At 36.8% G+C, this 25,335-nt stretch carries 32 protein-coding genes; 14 read left to right on the forward strand and 18 right to left on the reverse strand.

The features are described from left to right. Positions 1-30: 30 nt before the first annotated feature. The 4 genes from I5677_RS14355 to I5677_RS14370 all read right to left on the reverse strand — a co-directional run bounded on the left by I5677_RS14355 (position 31) and on the right by I5677_RS14370 (position 3,355). Positions 31-1,818: an NADH-quinone oxidoreductase subunit NuoF gene (locus I5677_RS14355; RefSeq protein ID WP_197662332.1), complete on the reverse strand. Its 1,788-nt coding sequence runs from the start codon at positions 1,816-1,818 to the stop codon at positions 31-33. Between the two features lie 18 nt (positions 1,819-1,836). Further along, positions 1,837-2,208, reverse strand: coding sequence for a (2Fe-2S) ferredoxin domain-containing protein (locus I5677_RS14360; RefSeq protein WP_197662333.1), 372 nt, complete (start codon positions 2,206-2,208; stop codon positions 1,837-1,839). A 77-nt stretch (positions 2,209-2,285) separates the two neighbouring features. After that, on the reverse strand, positions 2,286-2,855 hold the full coding sequence (locus tag I5677_RS14365; protein ID WP_197662334.1) for an ATP-binding protein: 570 nt from the start codon (positions 2,853-2,855) through the stop codon (positions 2,286-2,288). A gap of 5 nt (positions 2,856-2,860) precedes the next feature. Then, positions 2,861-3,355 carry an NADH-quinone oxidoreductase subunit NuoE family protein gene (locus tag I5677_RS14370; RefSeq protein WP_197662335.1) on the reverse strand — a complete coding sequence of 165 codons (495 nt, stop codon included), beginning with the start codon at positions 3,353-3,355 and terminating at the stop codon, positions 2,861-2,863. A 495-nt stretch (positions 3,356-3,850) separates the two neighbouring features. Here I5677_RS14370 and I5677_RS14375 point away from each other — a divergent pair, with 495 nt between their 5' ends. From I5677_RS14375 to asnS, 9 genes are all read left to right on the forward strand, one after another. After that, entirely contained in the window at positions 3,851-5,164 is a 1,314-nt protein-coding gene (locus I5677_RS14375; protein ID WP_197662336.1) for a sensor domain-containing diguanylate cyclase, read from the forward strand. Positions 5,165-5,221: 57 nt separating this feature from the next. Next, a complete protein-coding gene (locus I5677_RS14380; RefSeq protein ID WP_197662337.1) occupies positions 5,222-5,575 on the forward strand; it encodes a DRTGG domain-containing protein in 354 nt (117 codons plus the stop codon). Continuing rightward, complete coding sequence (locus I5677_RS14385; protein ID WP_197662422.1) at positions 5,575-6,006, forward strand: ATP-binding protein; 432 nt, start codon at positions 5,575-5,577, stop codon at positions 6,004-6,006. The genes I5677_RS14380 and I5677_RS14385 overlap by 1 nt, the downstream gene beginning before the upstream one ends. A 191-nt stretch (positions 6,007-6,197) precedes the next feature. Continuing rightward, positions 6,198-7,481: a [Fe-Fe] hydrogenase large subunit C-terminal domain-containing protein gene (locus I5677_RS14390; RefSeq protein WP_197662338.1), complete on the forward strand. Its 1,284-nt coding sequence runs from the start codon at positions 6,198-6,200 to the stop codon at positions 7,479-7,481. 160 nt (positions 7,482-7,641) lie between these two features. Then, positions 7,642-8,190 (forward strand): hypothetical protein, encoded by a 549-nt coding sequence (locus I5677_RS14395; RefSeq protein WP_197662339.1) that lies wholly within the window; start codon positions 7,642-7,644, stop codon positions 8,188-8,190. Positions 8,191-8,283: 93 nt separating this feature from the next. Then, entirely contained in the window at positions 8,284-8,463 is a 180-nt protein-coding gene (locus I5677_RS14400; protein WP_197662340.1) for a hypothetical protein, read from the forward strand. A 158-nt stretch (positions 8,464-8,621) separates the two neighbouring features. Beyond that, a complete protein-coding gene (locus I5677_RS14405) occupies positions 8,622-8,957 on the forward strand; it encodes a DRTGG domain-containing protein (RefSeq protein ID WP_197662423.1) in 336 nt (111 codons plus the stop codon). After that, complete coding sequence (locus I5677_RS14410; protein ID WP_197662341.1) at positions 8,950-9,672, forward strand: PHP domain-containing protein; 723 nt, start codon at positions 8,950-8,952, stop codon at positions 9,670-9,672. Before I5677_RS14405 ends, I5677_RS14410 begins: the two co-directional genes overlap by 8 nt. Before the next feature lie 362 nt (positions 9,673-10,034). Beyond that, positions 10,035-11,426: an asparagine--tRNA ligase gene (gene asnS / locus I5677_RS14415; RefSeq protein WP_197662342.1), complete on the forward strand. Its 1,392-nt coding sequence runs from the start codon at positions 10,035-10,037 to the stop codon at positions 11,424-11,426. A gap of 157 nt (positions 11,427-11,583) precedes the next feature. On the opposite strand, the gene I5677_RS14420 is transcribed toward asnS, so the two are convergent. The 10 genes from I5677_RS14420 to I5677_RS14465 all read right to left on the reverse strand — a co-directional run bounded on the left by I5677_RS14420 (position 11,584) and on the right by I5677_RS14465 (position 18,234). Then, a complete protein-coding gene (locus I5677_RS14420; protein WP_197662343.1) occupies positions 11,584-11,925 on the reverse strand; it encodes a hypothetical protein in 342 nt (113 codons plus the stop codon). Between the two features lie 26 nt (positions 11,926-11,951). Next, complete coding sequence (locus tag I5677_RS14425; RefSeq protein ID WP_197662344.1) at positions 11,952-12,626, reverse strand: DNA alkylation repair protein; 675 nt, start codon at positions 12,624-12,626, stop codon at positions 11,952-11,954. Between the two features lie 276 nt (positions 12,627-12,902). Continuing rightward, a complete protein-coding gene (locus I5677_RS14430; protein WP_197662345.1) occupies positions 12,903-13,391 on the reverse strand; it encodes a deoxycytidylate deaminase in 489 nt (162 codons plus the stop codon). Between the two features lie 63 nt (positions 13,392-13,454). Further along, complete coding sequence (locus I5677_RS14435; protein ID WP_197662346.1) at positions 13,455-14,369, reverse strand: 4Fe-4S double cluster binding domain-containing protein; 915 nt, start codon at positions 14,367-14,369, stop codon at positions 13,455-13,457. A gap of 35 nt (positions 14,370-14,404) precedes the next feature. Beyond that, a complete protein-coding gene (locus tag I5677_RS14440) occupies positions 14,405-14,998 on the reverse strand; it encodes a GNAT family N-acetyltransferase (protein ID WP_197662347.1) in 594 nt (197 codons plus the stop codon). 137 nt (positions 14,999-15,135) lie between these two features. Next, positions 15,136-15,624 carry a GNAT family N-acetyltransferase gene (locus I5677_RS14445; protein ID WP_197662348.1) on the reverse strand — a complete coding sequence of 163 codons (489 nt, stop codon included), beginning with the start codon at positions 15,622-15,624 and terminating at the stop codon, positions 15,136-15,138. A gap of 144 nt (positions 15,625-15,768) precedes the next feature. Then, a complete protein-coding gene (locus tag I5677_RS14450) occupies positions 15,769-16,116 on the reverse strand; it encodes an inorganic pyrophosphatase (RefSeq protein WP_197662349.1) in 348 nt (115 codons plus the stop codon). A gap of 52 nt (positions 16,117-16,168) precedes the next feature. Next, the gene (locus I5677_RS14455; protein ID WP_197662350.1) at positions 16,169-16,846 is read right to left on the reverse strand and encodes an HD domain-containing protein; all 678 of its coding nucleotides are present in this window, start codon (positions 16,844-16,846) and stop codon (positions 16,169-16,171) included. Between the two features lie 126 nt (positions 16,847-16,972). Next, positions 16,973-17,479 carry a DinB family protein gene (locus tag I5677_RS14460; protein WP_197662351.1) on the reverse strand — a complete coding sequence of 169 codons (507 nt, stop codon included), beginning with the start codon at positions 17,477-17,479 and terminating at the stop codon, positions 16,973-16,975. Positions 17,480-17,751: 272 nt separating this feature from the next. Further along, entirely contained in the window at positions 17,752-18,234 is a 483-nt protein-coding gene (locus tag I5677_RS14465) for a QueT transporter family protein (protein WP_197662352.1), read from the reverse strand. Between the two features lie 428 nt (positions 18,235-18,662). Between I5677_RS14465 and ahpC the strand changes: the two genes are divergently transcribed. From ahpC to I5677_RS14490, 5 genes are all read left to right on the forward strand, one after another. After that, entirely contained in the window at positions 18,663-19,226 is a 564-nt protein-coding gene (gene ahpC / locus I5677_RS14470) for an alkyl hydroperoxide reductase subunit C (protein WP_197662353.1), read from the forward strand. 9 nt (positions 19,227-19,235) lie between these two features. Next, positions 19,236-20,771, forward strand: coding sequence for an alkyl hydroperoxide reductase subunit F (gene ahpF / locus I5677_RS14475; protein WP_197662354.1), 1,536 nt, complete (start codon positions 19,236-19,238; stop codon positions 20,769-20,771). Positions 20,772-21,176: 405 nt separating this feature from the next. Further along, positions 21,177-21,401: a hypothetical protein gene (locus I5677_RS14480; protein ID WP_197662355.1), complete on the forward strand. Its 225-nt coding sequence runs from the start codon at positions 21,177-21,179 to the stop codon at positions 21,399-21,401. Continuing rightward, complete coding sequence (locus I5677_RS14485) at positions 21,382-21,693, forward strand: YbjQ family protein (RefSeq protein ID WP_197662356.1); 312 nt, start codon at positions 21,382-21,384, stop codon at positions 21,691-21,693. The genes I5677_RS14480 and I5677_RS14485 overlap by 20 nt, the downstream gene beginning before the upstream one ends. A 315-nt stretch (positions 21,694-22,008) precedes the next feature. After that, positions 22,009-22,320: a phage holin family protein gene (locus I5677_RS14490; protein WP_197662357.1), complete on the forward strand. Its 312-nt coding sequence runs from the start codon at positions 22,009-22,011 to the stop codon at positions 22,318-22,320. A gap of 274 nt (positions 22,321-22,594) precedes the next feature. On the opposite strand, the gene I5677_RS14495 is transcribed toward I5677_RS14490, so the two are convergent. The 4 genes from I5677_RS14495 to I5677_RS14510 form a co-directional block, all read right to left on the reverse strand. Next, complete coding sequence (locus I5677_RS14495; protein ID WP_197662358.1) at positions 22,595-22,996, reverse strand: FMN-binding protein; 402 nt, start codon at positions 22,994-22,996, stop codon at positions 22,595-22,597. A 102-nt stretch (positions 22,997-23,098) separates the two neighbouring features. Continuing rightward, positions 23,099-23,635 (reverse strand): flavodoxin domain-containing protein, encoded by a 537-nt coding sequence (locus I5677_RS14500; RefSeq protein WP_197662359.1) that lies wholly within the window; start codon positions 23,633-23,635, stop codon positions 23,099-23,101. Continuing rightward, positions 23,628-24,083, reverse strand: a complete 456-nt coding sequence (locus I5677_RS14505; RefSeq protein ID WP_197662360.1) for a MarR family winged helix-turn-helix transcriptional regulator — start codon at positions 24,081-24,083, stop codon at positions 23,628-23,630. Before I5677_RS14505 ends, I5677_RS14500 begins: the two co-directional genes overlap by 8 nt. Before the next feature lie 325 nt (positions 24,084-24,408). Beyond that, the gene (locus tag I5677_RS14510; RefSeq protein WP_197662361.1) at positions 24,409-25,230 is read right to left on the reverse strand and encodes a diguanylate cyclase domain-containing protein; all 822 of its coding nucleotides are present in this window, start codon (positions 25,228-25,230) and stop codon (positions 24,409-24,411) included. Positions 25,231-25,335: the final 105 nt, after the last annotated feature.

Genomic DNA, 25,335 nt, shown 5'->3' on the forward strand with positions numbered 1-25,335 from the left:
CTCCATTCAAATAAAGATGAAAAGTGTAATCTATTTCTTAGAAATAGCACCAAATCTACATTTTTCCATACAAGCGCCACATTTGATACATTTATCCTGTTCAATGATATGAGCTTCTTTTACTTTGCCTATAATAGCGCCATTCGGACAAATTCTTGCACAAAGGGTACAACCTTTACACTTATCCGCATCGATAATATAGGAAAGAAGAGCTTTACATACGCCGGCAGGACATTTTTTATCTGTAACGTGAGAGAGATATTCATCTTTAAAGAAACGTAATGTTGATAATACCGGGTTTGGTGCTGTTTGACCAAGACCGCATAAAGCGTTTTCTTTGATGTAATAGCATAATTCTTCCAGTTTGTCTAAATCTTCTAATGTACCGTTACCGTTAGTTATCTTCTCAAGCATCTCATAAAGACGTTTCGTACCGATACGGCAAGGAGTACATTTACCACAGGATTCATCCACAGTAAACTCTAAGAAGAATTTTGCTATATCAACCATACAGTTGTCTTCATCCATTACAATGAGTCCGCCGGAGCCCATCATGGATCCGATTCCAATTAAGTTATCGTAATCAATCGGAATATCAAAGTGTTCCATAGGGATACATCCACCGGAAGGACCACCGGTTTGAGCCGCCTTAAATTTCTTACCGTTTGGAATACCGCCGCCGATTTCATCAATGACTTCTCTAAGGGTAGTACCCATAGGGATCTCAACCAGACCGGTGTTGTTAATTTTACCACCAAGAGCAAATACCTTAGTACCTTTTGATTTTTCAGTACCCATAGATGCAAACCATTCTGCACCATGTAAAATGATCTGAGGAATATTTGCATAGGTTTCTACGTTATTTAAAATGGTCGGCTTTTCAAATAATCCCTTTTGCGCCGGGAACGGAGGACGAGGGCGAGGCTCACCACGATTTCCTTCGATGGAAGTCATGAGAGCGGTCTCTTCACCGCAGACAAATGCTCCGGCACCCAGTCTTAAGTCGATATCAAAATCAAAACCGCTGTTAAATATATTTTTACCTAATAAGCCATATTCTCTTGCCTGTGCAATTGCTATCTTTAGACGATCAACTGCAATCGGATACTCAGCTCGAACATAGATATATCCCTGGGAAGCGCCAATCGCATAGCCGGCGATTGCCATTGCTTCTAATACTACATGGGGATCTCCTTCTAAAACGGAACGGTCCATGAAAGCACCTGGATCACCTTCATCGGCATTACAGCAGACATACTTTTGATCTGCATCATTACCTTTCGCTAGCTTCCATTTCATTCCTGTAGGGAAACCACCGCCACCACGGCCTCTGAGTCCGCTGTCTAAGATGGTTTGAATTACCTGATCAGGGGTATACTCCGTTAAAACTCTTCCAAGAGCTTCATAACCATCGGTAGCAATGTATTCATCAATATTTTCAGGGTTAATTACACCACAGTTACGTAGAGCAATTCTATGCTGTTTTCTATAAAAATCTGTGTCATTTAAGGATTTGATTCCTTCTTCCGTAACCGTCTCTTTGTATACCAGACGATTTACGATACGTCCCTTTAACAGATGCTCTGAAACAATCTCAGGAACATCTTCCGGTTTTACCAAGGCATAAAAGGTTGCTTCCGGGTAAACGATCATAATAGGACCTAAAGCACAAAGACCATGGCAGCCTGTCTGAACAACAGAAACTTCTTCCTTAAGTCCGGCTTTTTTAATTTCAGTTTGCAGTGCCTCGATGATTTTAGGACAACCTGAGGAAGTACATCCGGTACCACCGCAAACTAATACGTGTGAACGATACATAGTGTGACCTCCTTTAAGTTATCCGAGCATCTCGGTAATCGTATATTTTTTTATAACCTGACCGCGGATTAAGTGTTGATCTATCACTTCGTTCGCCTTCTCCGGAGTCATTTTTACATAAGTTACTTTATCTTTACCCGGTTCCATAACCTCAACGATAGGCTCATATTGACATAAACCGATACATCCGGTCTGAGTTACAGCTACATTTTTTAGACCCTTTGCCTGAACCGCATCGGAAAGAGCATTTAAAACCGGTCTTGCACCGCTTGCGATACCGCAGGTTGCCATTCCGACCACAACCCGGATCTGTTCGCCGGATTCTTTTCGAAGACCCATCTGACTTTGCATCGATTCTCTGATTGCTTTCAGTTCTTCTAAAGTTTTCATCTGTTTCCCTCCTAACTATAGATTGGTTGATTTCATGAAAAAGTGAATTGGGATCCCCAATTCCTTGAAAATTTACGTTATTGTTTTTCTGTTTTGGATAACTCAGCATCCACTTCTTTTTGATTTTCCTCTAAATAGCTTTTTATATATGCAGATACTTCCGGTGAATTTAGCGGGACATCACCTAGTATATTACGAAACTCCCTGGTATCCAGTTGAAACCGCTTGCCGTCAACTTCATAGGTATATAGAAAATCAATCTCATTGTTCGTAATAATCAGTGTATATACCGTACTGTTAATATCTCCCAAAGGAATACAGTCAATATGGGACATGCAAAACACGGCAGTAACGATAGTTCCTTTGCCGGGCATTGATTCCATATGAAAACTCCCTCCGGTGCTTAAAGCAGCCTGCTTGAAGAAGGGGACACCCAATCCAACTCCTCTTGTAGTACGGGTGGTAAAGAAAGGATCCTCAACTTGTGAAAGCTGTTCTTTGGTCATTCCACAACCGTTATCTGCTATCATAATAGTGAGCAAATCTGATTTAGTATGTAACCTTATTGCGATTTCAATCAGATTAGCATCTGCTCTTATTGAATTATTTGCTACATCTAGAACATTAAGAGAAAGTTCTGTCATCATTTTATTTATTTATACTTATCAAAAATACCATCCAGATCATCTACGGTTAACTTTCCGTATACATCATCATTGATGGTAAGAACCGGTGCAAGACCACATGCGCCGATACATCTGCAGGATTCCAATGAAAACTTACCGTCCGGAGTACATTCTCCATCAGATACACCAAGAATCTCTTTTAGTTTGTTAAATAATTCACCTGCTCCTTTTACATAGCAAGCAGTTCCGAGGCAAACGGATATCTTATATTTGCCCTTGGGATTCAATGAAAACTGAGAATAAAATGTTACGATACCATATATCTTCTCGAGAGGAACATCCATTTCATTTGAAATTATGGTCTGCACCTCAATAGGAAGATATCCATAAATTTCCTGCGCCTGTTGCAGAATCGGCATCAGTGATCCTTTATCATTTTTGTGATCAGCAATGACCTTTAATAGAGCAGCTTCCTGCTCCTTAGTTCCTGCAAAGGGTACAGCTGCTGTTAGCGAACCCATTGTATAAACCTCCTTGAAATTTGATTTTGTCGCGTTGAATATTGACATTATAGCATAAGTGTGTTAAAAAATCTACAAAAAAATTTGACAACAATATCGATAAATTAAGGAGAGTTGTGGGCAAAGTGTATAATATTGGTATACCGTAATTTCTAGGGTGGAGGACCTTCGTATTTATTCAGATTTAATCTGTCTTCAAACATTGTATTTTAAGGTAGATTATATTATAATAATGACATTGTTTCCGATCCTGATTTTTCACTATTAAACAATCTTTTCTAAAGTTGATTATAATATAATCTAAGGTATGAGAAGTTGTTGAGTGGTTTTTCTCCGAATTGATGAGAGTCTACGGATGAAAGTTATTCTAAACACGTATGGTAATGTATTGTGATTAGAAGGATACGAAATATGGGTGATAGATACGCCAAGGCAAATTTATTATAATGAGATTTCCTTTAATATTCCATGGGTTGATATAGAAAGGTGAATGCAATGGATGACAAAACAACTGATCAAAAAGACCAACTGTTAAATACCGTTCCCGGAGGGGTTGCGAAAATAGCATTGGACGATACTTTAACAATTCTCTATGCAACAGATACATTCTTTTCCTTGATAAAGAATGTATCAGAAAAAATAAATACAAAAACAACATTGGCACTACTTCGGATTGTTTATTCAGCCGATATCATATATGTTACGCAGCAATTGGCAGCTCAAAAAATTAGAAAAGATAATATCATAAATTTCAACTTTCGAACCTTACAATCCAATGGCAGCTTTAAGTGGGTTATGATTACAGGAAGTAAGACCGAGGAAGTACATCAGTCCGGTAATAAGTCCGTGCCGGTTTATTCCTGTATAGCCATGGATGTTACAGAACATATGTTGAAATATAAAAAGTTGGAACAGGTCAACAACTATCATAGAATCATCTCGGAATTATCCAAAGAGTTATATTTTGAATATGAGATTGCAACGGATACATTGGTATTTACGGAACTTTTTCGGGAGGTTTTTGGGAAAGATTCGGTTATATCAGGCTTTCGGAAAAAACTTGATAAGACAAAGATGATTCATCCGGATGAGGTGCCGGGTGTAATTAAGGTCTATAGCAGTATGATGAGTGGAAGAAAACAGGTTAGATTTGAATTGAGGCTGATTTCCAAAGAGGGAGCACCAACTTGGTATATCTGCTATGCATCTATTATATTTGATGATAATAAAAATCCTTATAAAGTAATTGGAAAACTGGCTTCTATTAACACAATAAAAAAAGAAGCAGAGACAGTAACACAAAAACCACAGTTAGATAACTTAACCAAGGTATGTACGAAAGATAGCGCGGAAAGTATGATTACAGAAGCCATGTCAAAACAGGAACCGGATGCTCTTTCAGCCCTTTTATTAATTGAAATCAGGAATTACAAAGGGGTAAATGAAATCTTGACATCGGTGAAAGGGGAGAATATTCTAACCACATTAGCCGGTTATTTTAAAGAACGGTTTCGTGCCACGGATATTATTGGCCGTCTGGGTCTAAATGAATTTATAGTATATGTAAAGGATATTAGGACAGATCGTTATGTATACGAAAAAGCGGATCAAATCTGTAAAGAAGTAGAAAATCGCTATTCCTATGAGCATACCAAGAATGGTTTATCCATAAGTATTGGAGTAGCATTCAAAAAAGAAGAGCAAATGGAATATTCTGCTTTGCTTGCCAATGCTAAGACGGCATTAATTATGGCAAAAAAAGAAAATAACAATTCATTTGAAGTGTTCTATGAGACGACGAATAAATAAGCGAATTCTTTAGCAATAAATAAAGTTGGATTAGCTTGAGGAGAGGAGTCATAGTATATGACAATTAAGGATATACGGGATATATTGGGAGCACGGTTTATCTATGGAGAGGATCATAAGGATCGGGAAGTACATGCAGCCTGTGGCTCCGATATGATGAGCGATGTACTGGCTTTTGTAAAGGATAGTGCGGTACTGCTTACCGGTCTATGTAACCCACAGGTTATCAGGACTGCGGAGATGATGGATATTATCTGTATTGTATTTGTCCGTGGCAAGATGCCGGATGATAATATGATAGAGATGGCTAGGGAAAAAGGAATTGCTCTTTTATCAACCGGACACCGAATGTTTTCTGCATGCGGAATGCTTTATGAAAAAGGTTTACGTGGAGGCTCGCCATATCGATGATGAATGATAAAATAAAACTATGTTACGATGTTCCGGCTGATGATTTTACAAGAGCAGGGGAAGCATCCAGTAATGTAAAAAGCAAATTAAAAATGATGGGTGTCAATCCAGAGATAATCCGAAAAGTAGCTATTGCTATGTACGAAGGTGAAATCAATATGGTAATTCATGCTTTTGGAGGGACGATAGACGTAGTGATAACACCGGATGAGATAGAGATGGTGCTTAAGGATGATGGACCGGGAATTGAAAACATAGAGCTAGCTATGCAGGCCGGATACTCTACGGCACCGGATAATATAAGGTCATTAGGCTTTGGAGCCGGAATGGGGTTGCCCAATATGAAAAAGTATACCGATGAACTAAACATTGATAGTACCGTCGGAGTAGGAACAACGGTTACAATGAAGGTAAAGATGAATGAAAGATAATATAAGAGTGAAATGACTTTAATATAACGGCAAAAATTAGACAACTCAAGTAAAATCTCCTGCCTTTCATATAATCGGCAGGAGATTTCATCTATATTTTAAGTGATAAGGTTAGGGTGTCAAAAGGCTTTTGACATAAAAACTGTTTGATTTACATTTGTGCTGAAAAGTGCGGTAATATGGAGGTTATTATGGGTAAATTTTTCACTTCGGTTCACCTTAAGGAGGACTTATGTAAGGGTTGTATCAATTGTATAAAGAGATGTCCTACGCAAGCCATTCGAGTAAGAAACGGTAAGGCAGTAATTACAAAAGAATTTTGCATTGACTGCGGAGAATGTATCCGTATCTGTCCCCACCATGCCAAAGAAGCTACCTATGATTCTCCTGAAGTAATGAAGCAATTTGAATATACCATTGCTTTACCGGCACCTTCCCTCTATGGTCAGTTCAATCATTTAGATGATATTAATATCATACTTACTGCTTTAAAAAAAATGGGATTTGATGATGTTTTTGAGGTAAGTGGTGCGGCTGAACTGGTTTCTGAAATATCAAGAAAATATGTTGAAGAGCACAAGGAACAATGGCCGATTATCAGTACGGCTTGTCCAACGGTTGTTCGGTTGATACAAGTCAGATTTCCCAACCTGATTGAACATCTGCTACCAATCAGTGCACCGGTAGATCTGGCAGCGTCACTGGCAAGGCAAAAGGCGATGGAGAAAACAGGACTACCCTCGGAAAAGATCGGTATTATCTTTATATCTCCCTGCCCAGCTAAAGTGACCGCGGTAAAGTCGCCAATTGGTATAGAAAAAAGTGATATCGATGCTGTACTGGCAATGAAGGAAGTATATCCGCTTTTATTGCCGTTAATGATGCAGAGCATCGATGATGTAGAGGAATTAAAAACATCCGGAAGGATAGGGATTAGTTGGGGCGGAACCGGTGGAGAAGCCGGAGGACTGCTCAGTGACAGTTATCTGGCAGCGGATGGTATTGAGAATGTAATCAGAGTATTAGAAGATCTTGAGGACTGTAAGCTGGATCAGTTGGAATTTATAGAGTTAAATGCCTGCGCAGGGGGCTGTGTAGGGGGAGTATTAACCGTAGAGAATCCGTATGCCGCTAAAGTTAAACTGAAACGGCTTAGAAAATATCTTCCTGTAGCTTGTTCTCATCTGGATGATAAAGAGTTAAAGGAAGCATATTGGACCGGTGAAGTTCAGTATGAACCAGTCTTTAATCTGGGAAAAAGCATGAAGGAAAGTATATCCAAGATGTCAAGGGTAGAAGAGCTATGTGAGAGATTTCCGGGGTTGGATTGTGGCTCCTGCGGAGCACCGACCTGCAAAGCCCTGGCAGAGGATATTGTCCGTGGAGTAGCAAAAGAGCAGGATTGTATACATATCCTCCGTGATTATATCCATAAGCTTTCTGATGAATTATCAAAGATTGATATTAAGAAGTAAAGTTATTCAGGATCAAAATGATTTATTATAATAGATTTGATTTATTTGGTATCTAATAAGAAAATTCTGTATAATCTAAATAAGTATATTTATGAGCAGAGAATAATCTTTATTAAATCACCAAGTCATCTGTAAGCTATTAGGAAAGGAAAAGAAAAGAATGAAAAGAAAGATCACTGTATTAAACATAATTTTAATAAGTTTTATTTTAATTCTCTCAGCTTGTTCAAAAAGTAATGAAGAAAAAGAGTATGATAATATAGTCGTTGGTACAGATGATCTGTTTGAGCTTAAGCTATATGTAGATAAGAGCACATATGCAAAGGATGAAATTATCTTTTGTTATGCTACCTTGGAGTATATTGGTGAAGGTGACAGTATAACAATATATAGCTCGGATCCTTTGCTGGGTTTTGGCTTAAAGGATGATAAATATTTTGATGGTGGATATATAGTCAATGATGTCTTAATCACTACAACGATTTATAAAGGCCAGACGATAAAGTATGATTATGCGAAAAGCGGAGGCTGGTCAGGAGATGATCCAAACGCTGCGTTTTATGAGAAATTCTATTCGGATAAGAACCTAGTGCTTCCTACGGGTAAATACGAAATTTCAGCAGCAATCAGCTGCTCCTTAGAAATGGAGGATAGCATAGGTTCCCAGTATAGTCAATCTGTGTCGGTATTTATAGAGGTTATGGATTAGTAAGTTAAGGAAACCTAAACTATAAAATTAATTTACATTTATCATATGAAGTGACGGATATATCAAATGTATAAAAACAGGAGGAATTAAGTAATGAATTTAATGAGCATCCTAGTTGATTTGGGAATCTATACCATATGGCTTACCCCATTAACTTTCGTGATGGGAATTATTTATGCTATTAAAAAGCCGGAAAAGGAGGCTACCCCGTATAAGTTTATGGCGGTAATCAGTGCATATCTTATTATTTTTACGCTGCTCTATCGGTCATAAATACATATTGATAGGATGTTGGTTGTTCAAGTAATATATATTAAGATAGATAAGGAGGTTAATTAAGAAATTAATCTATAATTTAAATAGGGATCATGAGGCACAACATCTCTTAAAAAATTTAATTTATATGGTTTTTGTTTCTTAATATCAAAATGATGAAGGTAAATGAGCTTATTAATCAATGTGGTTTTGAGGTAATGAATGAAGGCAATCATACGGACAGGGAGGTTACCATACCCTTTTGCTGTGATTTACTTAGTATCGCCATGGGGAGAATGCCGGCAGGCGCTGCCTGGGTAACAGTCATGGCTAATATAAATACACTGGCAGTAGCAACCTTAGCCGATGCAGCCTGCATTATCCTGGCGGAGGGCAGTCGATTGGATGATGCGGCTTATCAAAAAGCAAAAGAGCAGGGAGTAACGGTTCTGTTAACCGAGAACCCGATATTTGAGACTGCTCTGATGGTTTATCAAAAGCTGCATGCTTAGTCTCTCTTATGATCTTCATATCCATTCCTGCCTATCTCCATGTGGAGATGAGGATATGACCCCGGCGAATATCGTTCATATGGCAAAGCTTAAGAATCTGGATGTTATTGCTGTAACAGACCATAACTCCTGTAAAAACTGTCCGGCTGTTTTAGACATGGCAGAGCGTAATAATATTGTTGCGATACCGGGTATGGAGCTGTGTACCATGGAAGAGGTCCATGTACTATGCTTATTTACCACTTTAGAGGATGCATTAAGATTCGATTCTTATGTATCTGAAAGACTTATGAAAATTCCCAATGATGAAATGATTTTTGGTAAGCAGGAGCTATATGATACAGACGACAAAATCATTGGATATGAGCCATATCTATTAATTAATGCTACGGATATTTCCTTTGATGATTTAGAATCAATTATGAAAGAATTTCAAGGAATTTATATTCCGGCTCATATTGATAAGAGCTCTAACAGTCTTTTGTCAAATCTTGGATTTATCCCTCCGGAATCAAAGTTTTCCTGTGTTGAAATTATGGATATAAGTAAGAAAGAAGAGTTAAAGAATAATAATCCTTATCTTACAAGCTGCTTATTTATCACAAATTCGGATGCGCATACTCTGGAGAAGATTAATGAGCCCATCCATTATCTGCAGGCAGAAGATAGGAGTATAAGTTCCGTGTTGCAGTCTTTCCTTAGAAGGATAGTTTGAAAAAGGAAAATAGAGACGATGCTTTCAGGCAATAATACAGATATTATTTTACTTATTTATTGACTAAAATAAACTTTGCAAAGAATAATTATGAAATCATAATTATTATCATAGAAAAAGGTAAACTATTGTAATATAGGAAACTTGTGATATAATAGTCTCGCACAGTTTTTATAAACAAGAAGACTAATTGTGTTGGTAATTTAGTTGCAGTAAAGCAATAGAAACAATCTATGAATAGATGAATATAAGTAAAATAGTATTTAATAAATAATCATAACTTAAGATGGAACGTTTAAGAGATAGAAGAAAGTACAAGATAAAGAAATACTTAATTATATATAGACAAAGGAGTTTATTGTATGGAATTAGTTGAGATCAGAGAACTATATCGTAACAAAGAGAGCTATATCGGCAAAAAGATTAAAGTTGGTGGCTGGGTTCGTAGTATCAGGGACTCTAAAACCTTTGGTTTTGTTGTTATGAATGATGGAACCTACTTTGAGACACTACAGATTGTTTATCATGATACATTAGATAATTTTAATGTTATCTCAAAATTAAACGTTGGTTCAGCAATTATCGTAACCGGTGAATTAGTCGCAACACCGCAAGCAAAGCAACCCTTTGAGATACAGGCTGAGGAAGTGATGGTAGAAGGAGCGTCCACGGCAGATTATCCACTGCAAAAGAAGAGACATACGCTGGAATACTTAAGAACCATTACCCATTTAAGAGCCAGAACAAATACGTTCCAAGCGGTATTTCGTGTCCGTTCCTTAGTTGCTTACGCAATTCATAAATATTTTCAGGACAGGGATTTCGTTTATGTTCATACTCCCATTATCACAGGCAGTGATGCTGAGGGAGCCGGGGAGATGTTTCGGGTAACAACTCTAGACATGGAGAACCTTCCCAGAACAGAAGATGGCAAGGTTGATACCACACAGGACTTCTTTGGTAAGGAGACCAATCTAACGGTTAGTGGTCAGTTAAACGGTGAGACTTATGCTATGGCATTTAAGAATATCTACACCTTCGGACCTACCTTCCGTGCTGAGAATTCCAATACGACTCGTCATGCTGCGGAATTTTGGATGATTGAACCGGAGATTGCATTTGCAGATTTAAAGGATGATATGGCTTTGGCGGAAGGAATGCTAAAATATATTATTAACTATGTTTTAGAACATGCACCGGAAGAGATGAAGTTCTTTAACCAATTCATTGATCAAGGACTTTTAGAGCGTCTACAGATTGTGGCTAACTCAGATTTCGGACATGTAACCTATACCCAAGCTATTGAATTATTAGAAAAGAATAATGATAACTTCGACTATAAGGTAACCTGGGGCTGTGATCTTCAGACGGAGCATGAAAGATATCTGACAGAGCAGGTATTTAAAAAACCTGTATTTGTAACCGATTATCCTAAGGATATCAAAGCTTTCTATATGAAGCTTAATGAAGATAACAAGACCGTTGCTGCTATGGATCTTCTGGTGCCCGGTATCGGTGAAATTATCGGAGGAAGCCAGAGAGAAGATGATTACGATAAGCTTGTGAAACGTATGGAAGAGATGGACCTTAAAAAAGAAGATTATGAATTCTACCTTGATCTTAGAAAATACGGTACAGCAAGACATGCAGGTTTTGGACTTGGCTTTGAACGTTGTGTAATGTACCTGACCGGAATGGGTAATATCCGTGATGTTGTACCGTTCCCTAGGACGGTTAACAATTGTGAGTTATAATAATTGATATGAGATATAACTAGTAATTCGAAAGCCTGGAAAGCGCTTATAGTTTAATGTCTTTCCCAAATATGAAGAATCTCAAATTCAAATTTTATGTTGTTTTCAAAAAGCCTGCTGATTTATCAATAATACATCGGCAGGCTTTTTCTAAGAATTAATATAACAGTGTATCACCGCAATTAATTTCAAAGGGCATGATGAGACATTTATTAATTTGCTTGTTATATTTTTTAAAAAACCAATTTGTGGCAGCCGTATAGTTTTCTATCGTATCGAATTCCCAAAAGGAATAATACCTTACACATTTTACAATCTTCGTTAATTTTCTAGGTAATTCTCCGATTACATCAAAGATATAAAATCGTTTCAAGTATTTAGCGTTGATACAACCGCATTGTATTTTCTGCTCTTCTACTATAGTTTTAATTAAGTTTTCAAATTCATCAACCTTATCCGGTTTTACTTGAAATGTTTTAACTTCTGAAAAAGAATTCATCTTTTTTTCCACCTTTATTTATAGTATTATTTTTGCATCAATTCTGTTCTTAACTGCTTGTCCAGTTTTTCCAGTGCATAACGAAAAGCAACTCTTGGCATATCGTCTGTATGACTTTCTAAATAATTATAAACCATTCCCGGTTCCTTAAGAGAAAATACCTTAAGCATCCATCCATAACCTTTTAAAACCAGATCATGTTCATCCATAAGTAAAAGATCTGAGATCTGAAAGGGTATGGCTTTATTAAGCTTATCCTTTCGGATAGCTGGTATTAATATCACGGCAGCGGCTCTTCGTAACCAAAATTCCTCTCTATGGGTCCAGGGGATTATAGATTCTATCAGTTCCGGATACTGACATAGCAATTCACCGAAGGCGTGGGTACAAAAATCATCACAGTCTCCCCAACCCCGGACATATTTAATCAACCAGGCCTCAAAGATAGGAAAGGTTTCTATACTATAGTGTTTTTTAATGCGATAGGCCCAGTCATATGCTATGACACCTAGTGCCCAGTCCCGTTGTTCTAACAACTCTTCGCAAAGGGGAAGCATAGATTGTATTGATTTAGCCTTAATAGTTTGGTACAATCGGGCTGATAGCTTTCGAATATCATTCGTTTTAATATGACAACCCTCAGAGCACTCTTTGTTTAGAAATTTGATTTCTTGTATCGCTTTTAATGTAATTGGTTGCATACTATACCTCTTATTTTATTACAATAGGAACAAAAACATCAGATAAATGATACCCCATTTTTCCTTGAAAATCTTTGGTGTTAACACAGGACACATATCGTAACATTCTACAGAATTATTATCACTCGTTGAAAGCTTAACCAAGTGATTGCTCCAGAGCTTACTACTTTCAGAGGTGGTATGTTAATCACCCTAATATCTTTCATAAAAGACATCCTTAATATGTCTATATATTCTTAATATTGAAAAGTTTCTTCTTGGTTTTCATATATTTTGTTAGTAACCAAAAACACCGTTAAGAGATTCATCATCCTCAATCCAATCATTAACTTCAATCATTCGATAGGTATTTTTCGTGTCCCGGATATAGACCTTTTCAATACCGGCATTGATAACCATTCGTTTACACATAGAGCAGCAGCTTGCGTTTTCAACATACGCATCTGTTTCAATATCAAAACCGGTTAAATATAAGGAACTGCTAATCATCTTATCCCTTGAAGCACTTATGATAGCATTAGCCTCAGCATGTATGCTGCGACACATCTCATAACGTTCGCCTCTGGGTATATTGAGCTTTGCCCGTATACATTCACCGATATCAGAGCAATTTTGTCGTCCTCTTGGTGCGCCTACATATCCGGTGGAAATCACTTCGTCATTTTTAACAAGCACAGCCCCATAACGTTTACGCAAGCAAGTGCCTCTCTGGGATACTACTTCGGCTAAGTCTAAATAATAGTTTGTCTTATCTCTTCGCTCCATGATTTTATCTCCTCGTATTTTTCGTTTATTGGTTTGTTAATATATAAATGCGTTCACCATATGTTATGGTTTATAATGTTCAAATAATATCTGTAGATTTCTTGGTATAGCAGAATACCATTCATGAATTCCCAGCAAGTAAATCTTAGATTTTGCTTCTTCCGAGAAAGAGGTAAGGGATTCCCCCTTTAACAGTAGATTGGTTTCCTCCTCTGTAAATGAGATAGGATCAAGCACATCTCCTAACTGTTTATGATTCATAGGACATACGCGTTGACAAATTAGGCAGTCATACAAAGTATGATGTGCCGTTAATGGGATCCATTCGGGAAACTCACCTTTTATTTCATTGATACAGGAGAGACATTTTTGGTTATCAATTAAAAATCTATCCTTTCGGATGGCTCCGGTAGGACAGCTATCTATGCATAAATTACATTTACTGCAGGTTTTTGAGAGATCCATATCACCCCAAGTATCTTCTATACTAGGCAGATCTGAAAAATATGCCGCATATGAGAAATTACTACCGAAACCATCTATATAGGTAATGTTATTACGGCCGTACTTTGCCAAACCACTGTGTACCCCTAATCTTTTTAAGGGTAAATTTTTCGCCTTTTTTATATGATAGCCATTATCCTTGGCATATTGTATCAGATAAGCCTCTGCCCCTTCAAAATTGGATCGTACCAGACTTAAAAAAGTATATTTTTCTCCGCCTTTATAAAAATTAACTTTAGCATAAAAGGGATGATGAATTGCAAGGAGGAGAATAGAGTTAATTGTAAAATCGGTATTTGGAAGCTTATAACGGTACAGTTTATCGATAATCCACTGTTGGAAATTATTTAAGTCTTCATTTTCTTTAAATTGTTCGATAGTTAACTTAAGATCCTGTAATCGGTCAATTGGTATTACCTTTAACCTATCACCGTGTGATGTTGCAATCTTTTCTATGTGATGTACCAATATCATTCACCTTCCTACTTTTCTTGATTTTATGAACCTATCTATATATCTAATTGAGAGATGTTTATTTGCTTTTGTTTTGCGGCTATAAAATAGTTATCATAGGATACTATGTTACCAGAGGTTAATGCTATAAATCGCCTAGTTTTTAAGGCTTCTATTCTTTGAACTGCTTCCGGAATAGCTTTTGTTGCGATAGAGTCTACATGAAAAGTTTCATAGAAAGTATCGTTAATTAAATCTAAAATTTCACCAATATCTTCTCTGTTTTCATATTCGGATGCCAAGTCAAGTCTTAATATGCCGACCTTGCCGGATTCATGAAAGGTGCCTTCCTTTGCAAATATTTCAATTGTTCCAATTGCCTTATTAATTATCTTATCTACGATGCTAAAACGCACATAGTTTTTATTCTCATACTCCATAAGCCAAAATCTGATACAAGATAGTACTTCGACTTCTGTGTGAAAAACAAAATTACTGGTACAATTATCACTGTTAAAATAAGGAGCCGAAACTGGATCGGAATAACAGGCTAATAAGTCCTTAGCATCATCTTCCTTCACTTGTCTTATTATAAAATGGTTAGCTTCGTAGCTGGGACATTGTAGATATGGGTCGTTTGAAATGCTCATAGGTACCTCCATGTTACTCGAGAAGCAAAATTTACCACTATTTTAACATAGGCGAACATATGTTTCAATCGAACATAAGATTAAATTTACATTTATTTGGAATTGATCAATTGGTGGATTTGGGAATGAAGGTATTATCAGTTAGAACAGGTCAGTATTTGCGTTAGTTTATCAGAAATGTCGTCAAAATCATTAAAAAAATAGGTAATATCATCATCCCTAGAGTCAGAAGTTTTCTTACCGCCTACTTTTTCATATAAGGCGCAGGCAGCAGTATTATGTTTTTGAGTAAATAAAAAAATTCGGCATATGCCGGTGGTTTTACATAAGTATTTGAGATCGGTTAGTAATTGATAACCAATACCCTGTCGTTGATATGAATCCAAAACTCCGACTTCATGTATGTATAGCATATTTCCTTTGTTATCTAATCGATTTAATTCATATCCATAGGCAAAGCCAATGATTTGGTTGTCCTGTATACAGGCATAGATCCAATTCATCGGATTGGATAAAAACTTCTTTGCACTGCTTTCATGAGTAAAACCCTCCCTAAAATCCCAGTTCATCTGTAAAACAAGGTTAAGGTCTGATGGTAAGAGCTTTCGAAATTCCCTATTCGCCATATTAATAATCCTCCATTCATTCAATGCATTCGATTAGATAAATTAATGAGTCAGTTGTAATATAGTATTCTTAATCATTATAAAGAATTTAGATTATCCTATAGCTATACGTAATATCCCCATAGAGTGCTTACGTGTATCATTCTAACGATATAGCTCTATATCAAAATGTTTCTCCATGAATTCAATCTGACGTATGATTTCATCATCAGTAAAAGTCATACCCTCTGGTGCCACAATCCATTTATCCTCAATATCGTTTAAACGGTGGATAACAGCGATCACAACACCTTCAAATGTGGATAAAGGGTGATCGGTTCCTAAAAAGTATATATCCTGTTCCTCGCTATCAGCAGCAAACACATCCTCCACATATCCATAATTAACGGGATAAGTTAAACCGGAAAAACGGTTGAGATGAGTACAGCCGATAGGCCGATCAATGATACCTTTTACTTTTTTTCCAAGAATATGAGAAAAATCTAGTGGCATGAATGCTCCTCCTGTGTATTTGCTGAATAAAGCTGTGCCTTATACAATTCATTTATTCTAAATTATCCTTCAGGTATATCTGACCTTTCGAGTAGCAGTCTCTTACTTCTTTTAGCATATTGTTATAGAAGGATACAGCAGAGTGTTGCCGTTCCTTGGCAATTTCATAGCCCCGTTTGGTATAGAAGGATCCATAGATATTCTCAAGCTTAAATTTATACTCCTGAAAAAAGGAAGGCTCTGTATCGGTAGTACCGTCCAGGACATTGCCATCGGGGTCAACGGTATACAAGGGCTCGGTTACAATTCCTTTATATACAAAGGTACGGGCGATTCCTATAGTGCCGGTAACATCTAACTTATCCGCATCGAATAAGATCTTTGCTTCAATACTGCTTGGAGGATTATCACTCCGATATCTGTGGGTTCGGATGCAATCCCTTATATGAGCAGCTTTTTTTTCAGGAAAATCGTTGGATGTAAGATAGGAATAAGCTTTTTCACTACCTACCTTTGCATGGCAAAGGCTTGGATCTTTAAACTGGTCTTCACGGCCGATATCATGTAAGAGGCAGGCTATAATAAGGACATCCATATCAACCTCATCTTCTTGCTTAGCAATATCTAGTGCCGCATATAGCACCCGGTATACGTGCTCCTTATCATGGGCGCTGTCCGTCATATTCTGTAGCATATAATTCTCGATTTTTTGGTAAAATGATGTTTGCATATTTCAGTACTCCTATTCTGTTTTTTCTTCTGTGGTTATCTAAAAATTTCCATTCGAAATTTAATAGAACTTAACTATATTCTGAATTTCATATAAAGAGGAATTTATATAAAGGAGTATTTCAGATTAGTCCTTTTCATTATAGGAATACCAGTCCGATTCCGGCAGTCCATGCTCTCTTAAACATGCATTACAGTAGCCGATATTATACATGATGTGTCGAATCTGACCGGTAATTACATCAAGATAGGTGTAATTATCAACTCCGTTAATGATTGGTTCGCCTAAATCCTTATCCTGTAATTCTTCAAACACCTGTAAGGTTTTTAAATGAATATTATTAAGATATTCCAACATCTGTTCTTTGGAGATGGATATATCCCCTTCGGTATGTACATCTAATTCAGGACTGATCCGTTCATCGAATTTCATGCACCGAAATTCACGGTCATTATATTCGGGGCGGATCCAAAACTCAATAAAATATAATATATGAAATACCTGTTTCCACATGGGGATATCGTGATATTTGGAATACCATTTATCCTCCGGTATCACCTGAATAAGGTTATCTAACATCTGATAAGATGATTCAAATTGATTATGTAGAGCAGTAATTGCTAACCGGTCCATGGTTACCTCCATTTAGGATAGTTTATATATAATCTAAGTTAACAAATCAATTTTAGAAAGAGTGATATAGCTTTATACAAAATTCCATGTCGTTTCTATCAGTGAAGTGTAATTTCAATTATAGCTTAGATGGTATTTAATGTAAATGTTGAAAACAAAAAAATATCTCCGGCAGCAGTAATATCGCTTACGGAGATATTCTTTATAAGAAAACTATCTTATTAATATCATTGTTACAGACCTAATTATTTCTTTTAACATAATATGTTCGATTAATTATTTTTAAATATTACATGCTTTACCTTATCAAGACCGAAGAGTAAAACCATTCCCAGTATTCCGGCTGCAAATAATTGTCCCGCTCCGACAGTCAGCATCATAAGGGGAACCGGATCGGCCTCAAAGTATGCATACTTTAATACGAAGGGAATGACCAAAGCATTCACAAGGATAGGGGGTATGGGTACTAAGAATTTACTCCTTCTTAGCTGATAGGATAATAGAGCGGCAAATAAGGTTGCCAGAGAACCGAATACGATATCCAATACATCTGCACCGGATAGAATAGCGCTAAGGAAACACCCGATAGCTACTCCCGGTATCGCTGCCGGAGTGAAATAAGGCAGGATCGTTAAGGCTTCCGCTACTCGAAACTGGATAGGACCGAAGCTGGAAAACTGAAATACTAATACCAGCACGGTATAGAGGGCCGCAATTACTGCAGCCTGTGTGATAAAGATCGTTTTTTTATTCATTTTTCATTCTCCTTTAGTTTTGTTTTAAGGGATTACTCCTTTGTTTTGTGATAATCCCTTCGTCAGGAAGGTCTCGAACTGACGTTGTAAGATTTGCCAAAACCATTGATTTGTATTGGTTTGCGACTTATTTAGTATAGCATGAAAATGGTGGATGTCAAGCGTTGACACGATTTTAACTTGATTTGGAAATAATAAATTTATGGACGGTTGAGGATAATCATTTTTTTGGTTAGCGGTCATTATAGTAATGCATAATAGATCGGTATGGATGGGAATATATAAAAAGAGTAAACCCAAACATATTCTTTTTACCTTTAAATTCAATTTTAGTACTTGACAAATGAATATTGAAGGACTATATTGATAATATCAGTAATGATTACTATTATCATTAACAATAAAATTATTATATGGAGGTATTGATTATGTCATTAGTAGGAAAACAAGTACAGCCTTTCAAAGCACAGGCTTACCAGAATGGAAAGTTTCTTCAGGTTACGGAAGAGGATTTTAAAGGAAAGTGGAGCGTTGTATGCTTTTATCCGGCAGACTTTACCTTTGTTTGCCCAACAGAGCTAGAGGATTTACAGAATAATTATGAAGCGCTGAAGCAGCTGGGAGCAGAAGTGTATTCCGTGTCAACGGATACACATTTTACCCATAAAGCTTGGCATGATAGCTCAGAAGCAATCGGTAAATTAACCTATATCATGATCGGAGATCCTTCTCATACGCTATCTCGTAACTTTGATGTCTTAATCGAAGAAGACGGTCTTGCAGATCGCGGTACTTTTATCATTGATCCGGATGGTGTAATCCAATCTGTTGAGATTAACGCAGGAAATATTGGACGTGATGCAGATATTCTTGTAAGTAAAATCAAAGCAGCGCAGTACGTTAGAAATCATCCTGGTGAAGTTTGCCCGGCAAAATGGAAAGAAGGAGCTGCAACTCTGAAGCCAAGTTTGGATCTTGTAGGAAAGATCTAGGAGTTCATTATGGTTCTAGATAGTGAGATTAAAGTACAACTGTCTGAGTATCTTAAGTTAATGGAAGATGAGGTTCTGATTAAAGTAAGTGCAGGAGCAGATCAGGTATCGAAGGATATGACAGAATTAATCCAAGAATTACAGGTCATGTCTTCTAAAATTAAGATAGAGCAGACAGTTCTACCTAGGACACCGAGCTTTTGTATTAATCGGGTCGGTGAGGATACCGGAGTAACTTTTGCAGGAGTTCCTCTGGGCCATGAGTTTACTTCGCTAGTATTAGCGTTATTACAAGTAAGTGGAAGAGCGCCGAAAGCGGATCAAAAAACAATAGATCAAATTAAGAATATTAAAGGAACCTACCATTTTGAAACCTACATTAGTTTATCCTGTCATAATTGTCCGGAGGTAGTGCAAGCGTTCAACCTAATGAGTGTTTTAAATCCGAGCATTTCTCATACTATGATTGACGGAGCTGCTTACAAAGAAGAAGTTGAGAGTAAAAACATTATGGCAGTACCATCGATTTACCTTAATGGAGAAGTTTTTGGCAGTGGACGAATGACGCTGGATGAAATTCTTGTGAAACTGGGTAGTGCTCCTGATACAATGGAATTTGATGAAAAAGAACCATTCGACGTATTGGTGGTTGGAGGTGGTCCGGCCGGATGTAGCGCTGCAGTCTATGCGGCTCGAAAGGGAATTCGTACAGGAATTGTTGCAGAGCGATTTGGCGGACAGGTAAGGGATACCTTAGGAATTGAAAACCTAATCAGTGTTCCATATATTGAAGGACCAAAGCTTGCTGATAATTTAGAAGCCCATGTAAGAAATTATAATGTAGATATCATAACAGCTCAACAGGTCGCAAGCATTAAGAAAAACGAATACGTAGAGGTTACCTTAGCAAATGGTTCGGTCTTAAAGGCTAAGACGGTTATTATCGCTACAGGAGCCCGTTGGCGTAATACCGGAGTACCGGGTGAAGCCGAATTTAAGAATAAAGGGGTTGCTTATTGTCCTCACTGTGATGGACCACTCTTTCAAGGAAAAGAGATTGCAGTCATCGGCGGAGGCAATTCCGGCATTGAGGCAGCGATTGATTTGGCCGGAATCGCAAAACATGTTACGGTACTTGAATTCATGCCTGAGCTAAAGGCAGATGCTGTATTACAAAAACGTCTCTACAGTCTTTCGAACATAAGCGTTATAAAAAACGCTCAGTTAACAGAGATAACCGGCACAGATAAGGTGGATGGGATTAACTATAAAAAGCGTGAAACCGGTGAGGAACAGCATATTAATCTACAAGGTGTATTTGTTCAAATCGGCCTTGTACCCAACACAGAATGGTTAAAGGATACCCTCGAACGCAATAGAATGGGTGAGATAGTTGTGGATGATCATAATGCAACTAGCATTCCAGGAGTCTTTGCAGCCGGTGACTGTATGAATAGTCCGTATAAACAAATCATCATCTCTATGGGATCCGGAGCGAATGCAGCATTAAGCGCATTTGATTATATGATCAGAAATGAAGCATAAGGGTTGATTTCAATAAACTGATATATCTGATATATAAACACATAAAAATGGGATTTTTGCATAATTACCGTTCTAAGCTTTTAACCTAAAAAGAACATAGGTAATATGAAAAAATCCTGTTTTTATGTATCCCGTATCCTTATTACAAGCTAGATGTTGGATGAATTCAGGTTACATTCGAAGTTTGCTGTATTACCTCTAGCAATAGAAAGAGGTAATACAGCTTGTAGCCGTATAACAGAAACCTAAAGTTAGTATATATTTTATAAACCAGAAAACCATTGTAAAAAACTTTGCTTTGGGTTATCCTAAGAATATAGGAAGCACCAAAGAAAAGAAATTACCATAATAACATGAAATTCAAGTGGCTTTACTTATAACAGTTTATTTGTGTGAGGTAACAATATGCATATGAAAAAGATGATCGCTCCGATACTAATAACGATTTTTATATTATTATATTATATAGGGTTTGCATGTCTATTAATATTTATTGACGGTATCCCTATGTATGTCAAATTATTGGGCGGCATAATCCCTTTGTTTTTTGCAGGGGTTGGCATATACGTTCTTGTAGAACGAATCAAAGAAATAAGGAGTGGTGAGGAAGATGATCTTAGTAAATACTGATTATATTACCGGTAAAGAACTTGAGATGTTAGGTCTTGTGAAAGGCAGCACGATCCAATCTAAAAATATTGGTCGTGATATCACACAAGGTTTCAAAACGATTGTAGGCGGAGAATTGAAATCCTATACGGAAATGATGAATACTGCAAGAGCACTTGCAACAAAACGTATGGTAGCTGAGGCAGAGGCGCTCCAGGCAGATGCTATTATTAATATTCGCTATGCTTCAGCCACAGTTACTCAAGGTGCAGCCGAGGTTATGGCATACGGAACTGCAGTTAAATTCAAGTAAAAATTGTAAAAAAATGCGGTATGTAATATTTTATTATATGAAAGACAGACCATCGAAATTAACTTAACACCAAATGTTGGGCGTTTTGACTAAGCTAGTCCTAGGGGCTGAATTCGGTATTGAACCGGACTCAGTCCTTTTATATTTTATCTCAAACGAAAGTTATACTCATTACAGTAGTGAAAAATACATATGATTTCTATATATAAGATATATTTGTTATACCATAAGGGTTAAGAATGATACAAATGGGTTTTTTCTTGAGAAAACTTAGGCTGGCGTAAAATAGATATATCTTTAGAAGGGAGGGTAATTATGGACTTTTTATCTCAATACATAGTTCTTATCGTAGTGGCAATCTGCTTATGCTTAGGATATATTATAAAACACAGCATTTCCTTTATACCTAATAAATATATACCTCTGATTATGGCAATAGCAGGTACCATCTTAAATGTTTGGATTAATGGATGGAAGTTTACACCGGAGATTTTACTTGGTGGTTTAATCAGCGGTTTGGCATCCACAGGAACCCATGAGATGTATCGGAATCTGGTTTGGAAGAAGGATCCGTTCGATAGTAAAGTAAAAGCCTCAGGTAAGTTTGGGGTTAAAAAGGAAATGTAAATTTGAAGTTTCCTACGGATTCTATATCTTTAACAATTAAATCACCCCTGTTTTAAGTTTCTGAACTTTTGCTACATCGATAAGCTGTGATTTTCATAGCGCTAATCCGATGTAATCAAAGTCAGTTTGCCTTAATAATACAGGGGTGATTATATTTCTAACCTGACAAACAATTAGTTCTAGCCTTATATTCTTTTAGAAAATGAAATTGCTAATCACAGAGTTGACTATCATGAACTGAAAAGAATAAAACTTGGTTAACTAAAATTTTTGTCTATTGATTTTTCAAAGCATTATAGATTGCTGTTTTAATGATATTGCTGGAATGGGTTGCACCGCTTACTCCATCCACTTCCAGGCTGTTTTGTTTTACTATCTCTTCCACAATTACCTCGGCAGGTTGACCCTTTCCGCTGTCATGTGACAGAAGGTTTATATCGGTTATTACATGATCTTTTACCGTAACCTCCACCTCTGCTTTTACGATAAACCCGTCTGCGCTACCGGTATAGGTTCCGTCCTCAACGGTTGTCAAATCCAAGTCAGTAGAATTCACAGTTTCAAAACTGTTTAATTTATTCTGAACTAATTTAAGAACTACAAAAGCTGCTACAACTATAACCACCATCAAAATTAAGATTGCTGTGAGAAGCCCTTTCTTTCTATTCTTTTCCATCTTGATCTCCTTTAAAATAATTTAATTTTTTCTTATATTCTAACGGTATGTTGCCGAAAATATGATTTAAGTCAGATATAAAAACGTAGTTACTACGATGCTTTAAGAGTTCATAACTTCATTAACAATGGGCTCGATATACTTCTTTTTGGTAAAGTCCAAGGGATGGTCATAGCTGGCCAGCATACCATTGACATCCGCATCCGGATTTTTAACTTTTTTCAGCTGAAGCTTTTTCAGGGTCATTAAAAATCGGTAAAGGGGGCTAAGTCTTGTATAATCGAAACCTCCTCTCAGGTAGTAAAAATGTATCTTTTTACGCTGTTCTTCGGTAAAATTCATATTTTTTAATTCCTCGGTGGTTTCCTCCCGAACCGGCGTAGCTCCCACAGCAAATACATGCAGGTTTTTATCTTTTAGCTGTTCATAATTTTTTGTAATCAGTTTGATGCCACTGATTCCGGCAGCATATAAGCCGGCACCGTAAATAATCGTATCATATCCTTGTAAATCAGAGATTTTAACCTTTTTTCCATTGATGAGCTCGCAGTTTAAATCCTGAGCAAGCCACTGGGCATAATTTTTGGTAAATCCGGTTTTAGAGCGATAAATTACTACGGCTTTTCTATTGTTATACATATTCATTCTCCATCCTCTCCAAGTTTTCTTGCAACCTATTTAGTGTTTTTAATGTAGTGTTAAGATCTGTTTCGTCTATGTTTGCAAATAGTTTTTTCATGAACTCTATACTTTTTTGGGCATAAGCATTACTAAACTCTTCACATTTTGGAGTCATTTTAATTCTGAATTTTCTACCATCGGTTTCGTCCTTCCTTAGCTCTACAAACCCTTTCTTCTCCAGTTTTAATATAATTTGTTTTACATTCTGTCGGGAGCTTCCTGCTGCGTCGGATAATTCGTTTAGCGTTGGTTCATTGCCTGAAAGGATTTTTAATACCAGTAAGATAAACCACTGTTTTGTAGTGACCTCCTCGAAGAAAGTATCGCCTAAAGTCTGTAACTTGTTAGAAAGTAGGAAGAGTAAGCCAAAAACCAAATGCTCGCTGTCTCTATCAGGTAGTTTCATACGTCACCTCCTCAATAGGTAATATGTTACTTATTAATATGTAATATATTACATAAAAGAAGCTTTGTCAATAGGAAAAAGAAAAAATACCTGTATTTATACAATTTATTAACAATGTATGTTTGTGTATATTGAAAGATAGGCTTATCTATAAGAAATTTGAGAGGTATATATAAACTTAGATATAAATAGAAAATTAAGCAACTCACCTATTATAAGAAAACATCCGGTAAAAGGATTATCATAGCGGATATTCTCATACAATAAGGGAGCTGCTTAAGAATAGATTAATTCTAAGGGTAGTCTTATATTATTTTAGTTAAAATCATGCTATATAATAGCATTCATTATTATCCCTGGCACCTTCTATGGCCTGATAAAGATTCGCATAGAGATTACTGTATCTTATATTACTTCCTACAATTCGCGTACATCCAATCCTCATTCCAATTGGTATTTCTGTATTGCTGTAAAGAATTGGCTGACCGTTTTCCTTAAGTATTCTCTTAGCCAGGACTTCCACTTTCTTGGGATCCTGCAGATCGGTTACCAGTGCAAACTCATCGCCGCCAATACGGAATAAGATGCAGTTGTCATCCGATAAGGTATCAATTCTCCGCAGGCATTCTAGAATCGCTTTGTCACCGGCTTCATGGCCGTAGGTGTCATTGATTGGCTTTAAACAAATCATATCAAAACATAATACATAACTGTTGGTTCTGCTTTTTAATAAATCATACAACTCAGATAAATCCACATTTTTTTTACTCATAATTTCGCCTCCGTCATATTCGAATAAAATTCGTGGGAAAATTCCGGAGAATTTCCACTGTTTCTTGAAGGCAGAAGGGGTCGTACCCCATACTTTTGAAAAGGCTCTTGTAAATACTTCGGGAGAATTATATTGATACTTCATCGCAATCTCGGTTACGGACAGATCTGTATTTAGCAAATCATGAGCAGCATGGGTTATCCTTCGTTTTGAAATATATTCCTTTAATCCATGATGTAATGCATAACGAAATAGTTTTTTCAAGCCTGATAAAGAAGAATAGCAGGAAGCTGCTATATCATCTAATGTAAAATCATTACACAAGTTGTCCTCAATATAATTAATTGCATCCGTTAGTATATAGAAGTTTTTCAAAAGTAACCACCTTCCTAAAGAATTACTATTACAATATAACGGTACCGTATAATGACATAATAACATATATTTCTAATTGTGACTTGATTTTTTGTATACAAAATA

It is taken from the genome of Mobilitalea sibirica (assembly GCF_015999265.1).
GTDB classification, from domain to species: Bacteria; Bacillota; Clostridia; order Lachnospirales; family Lachnospiraceae; genus Mobilitalea; species Mobilitalea sibirica.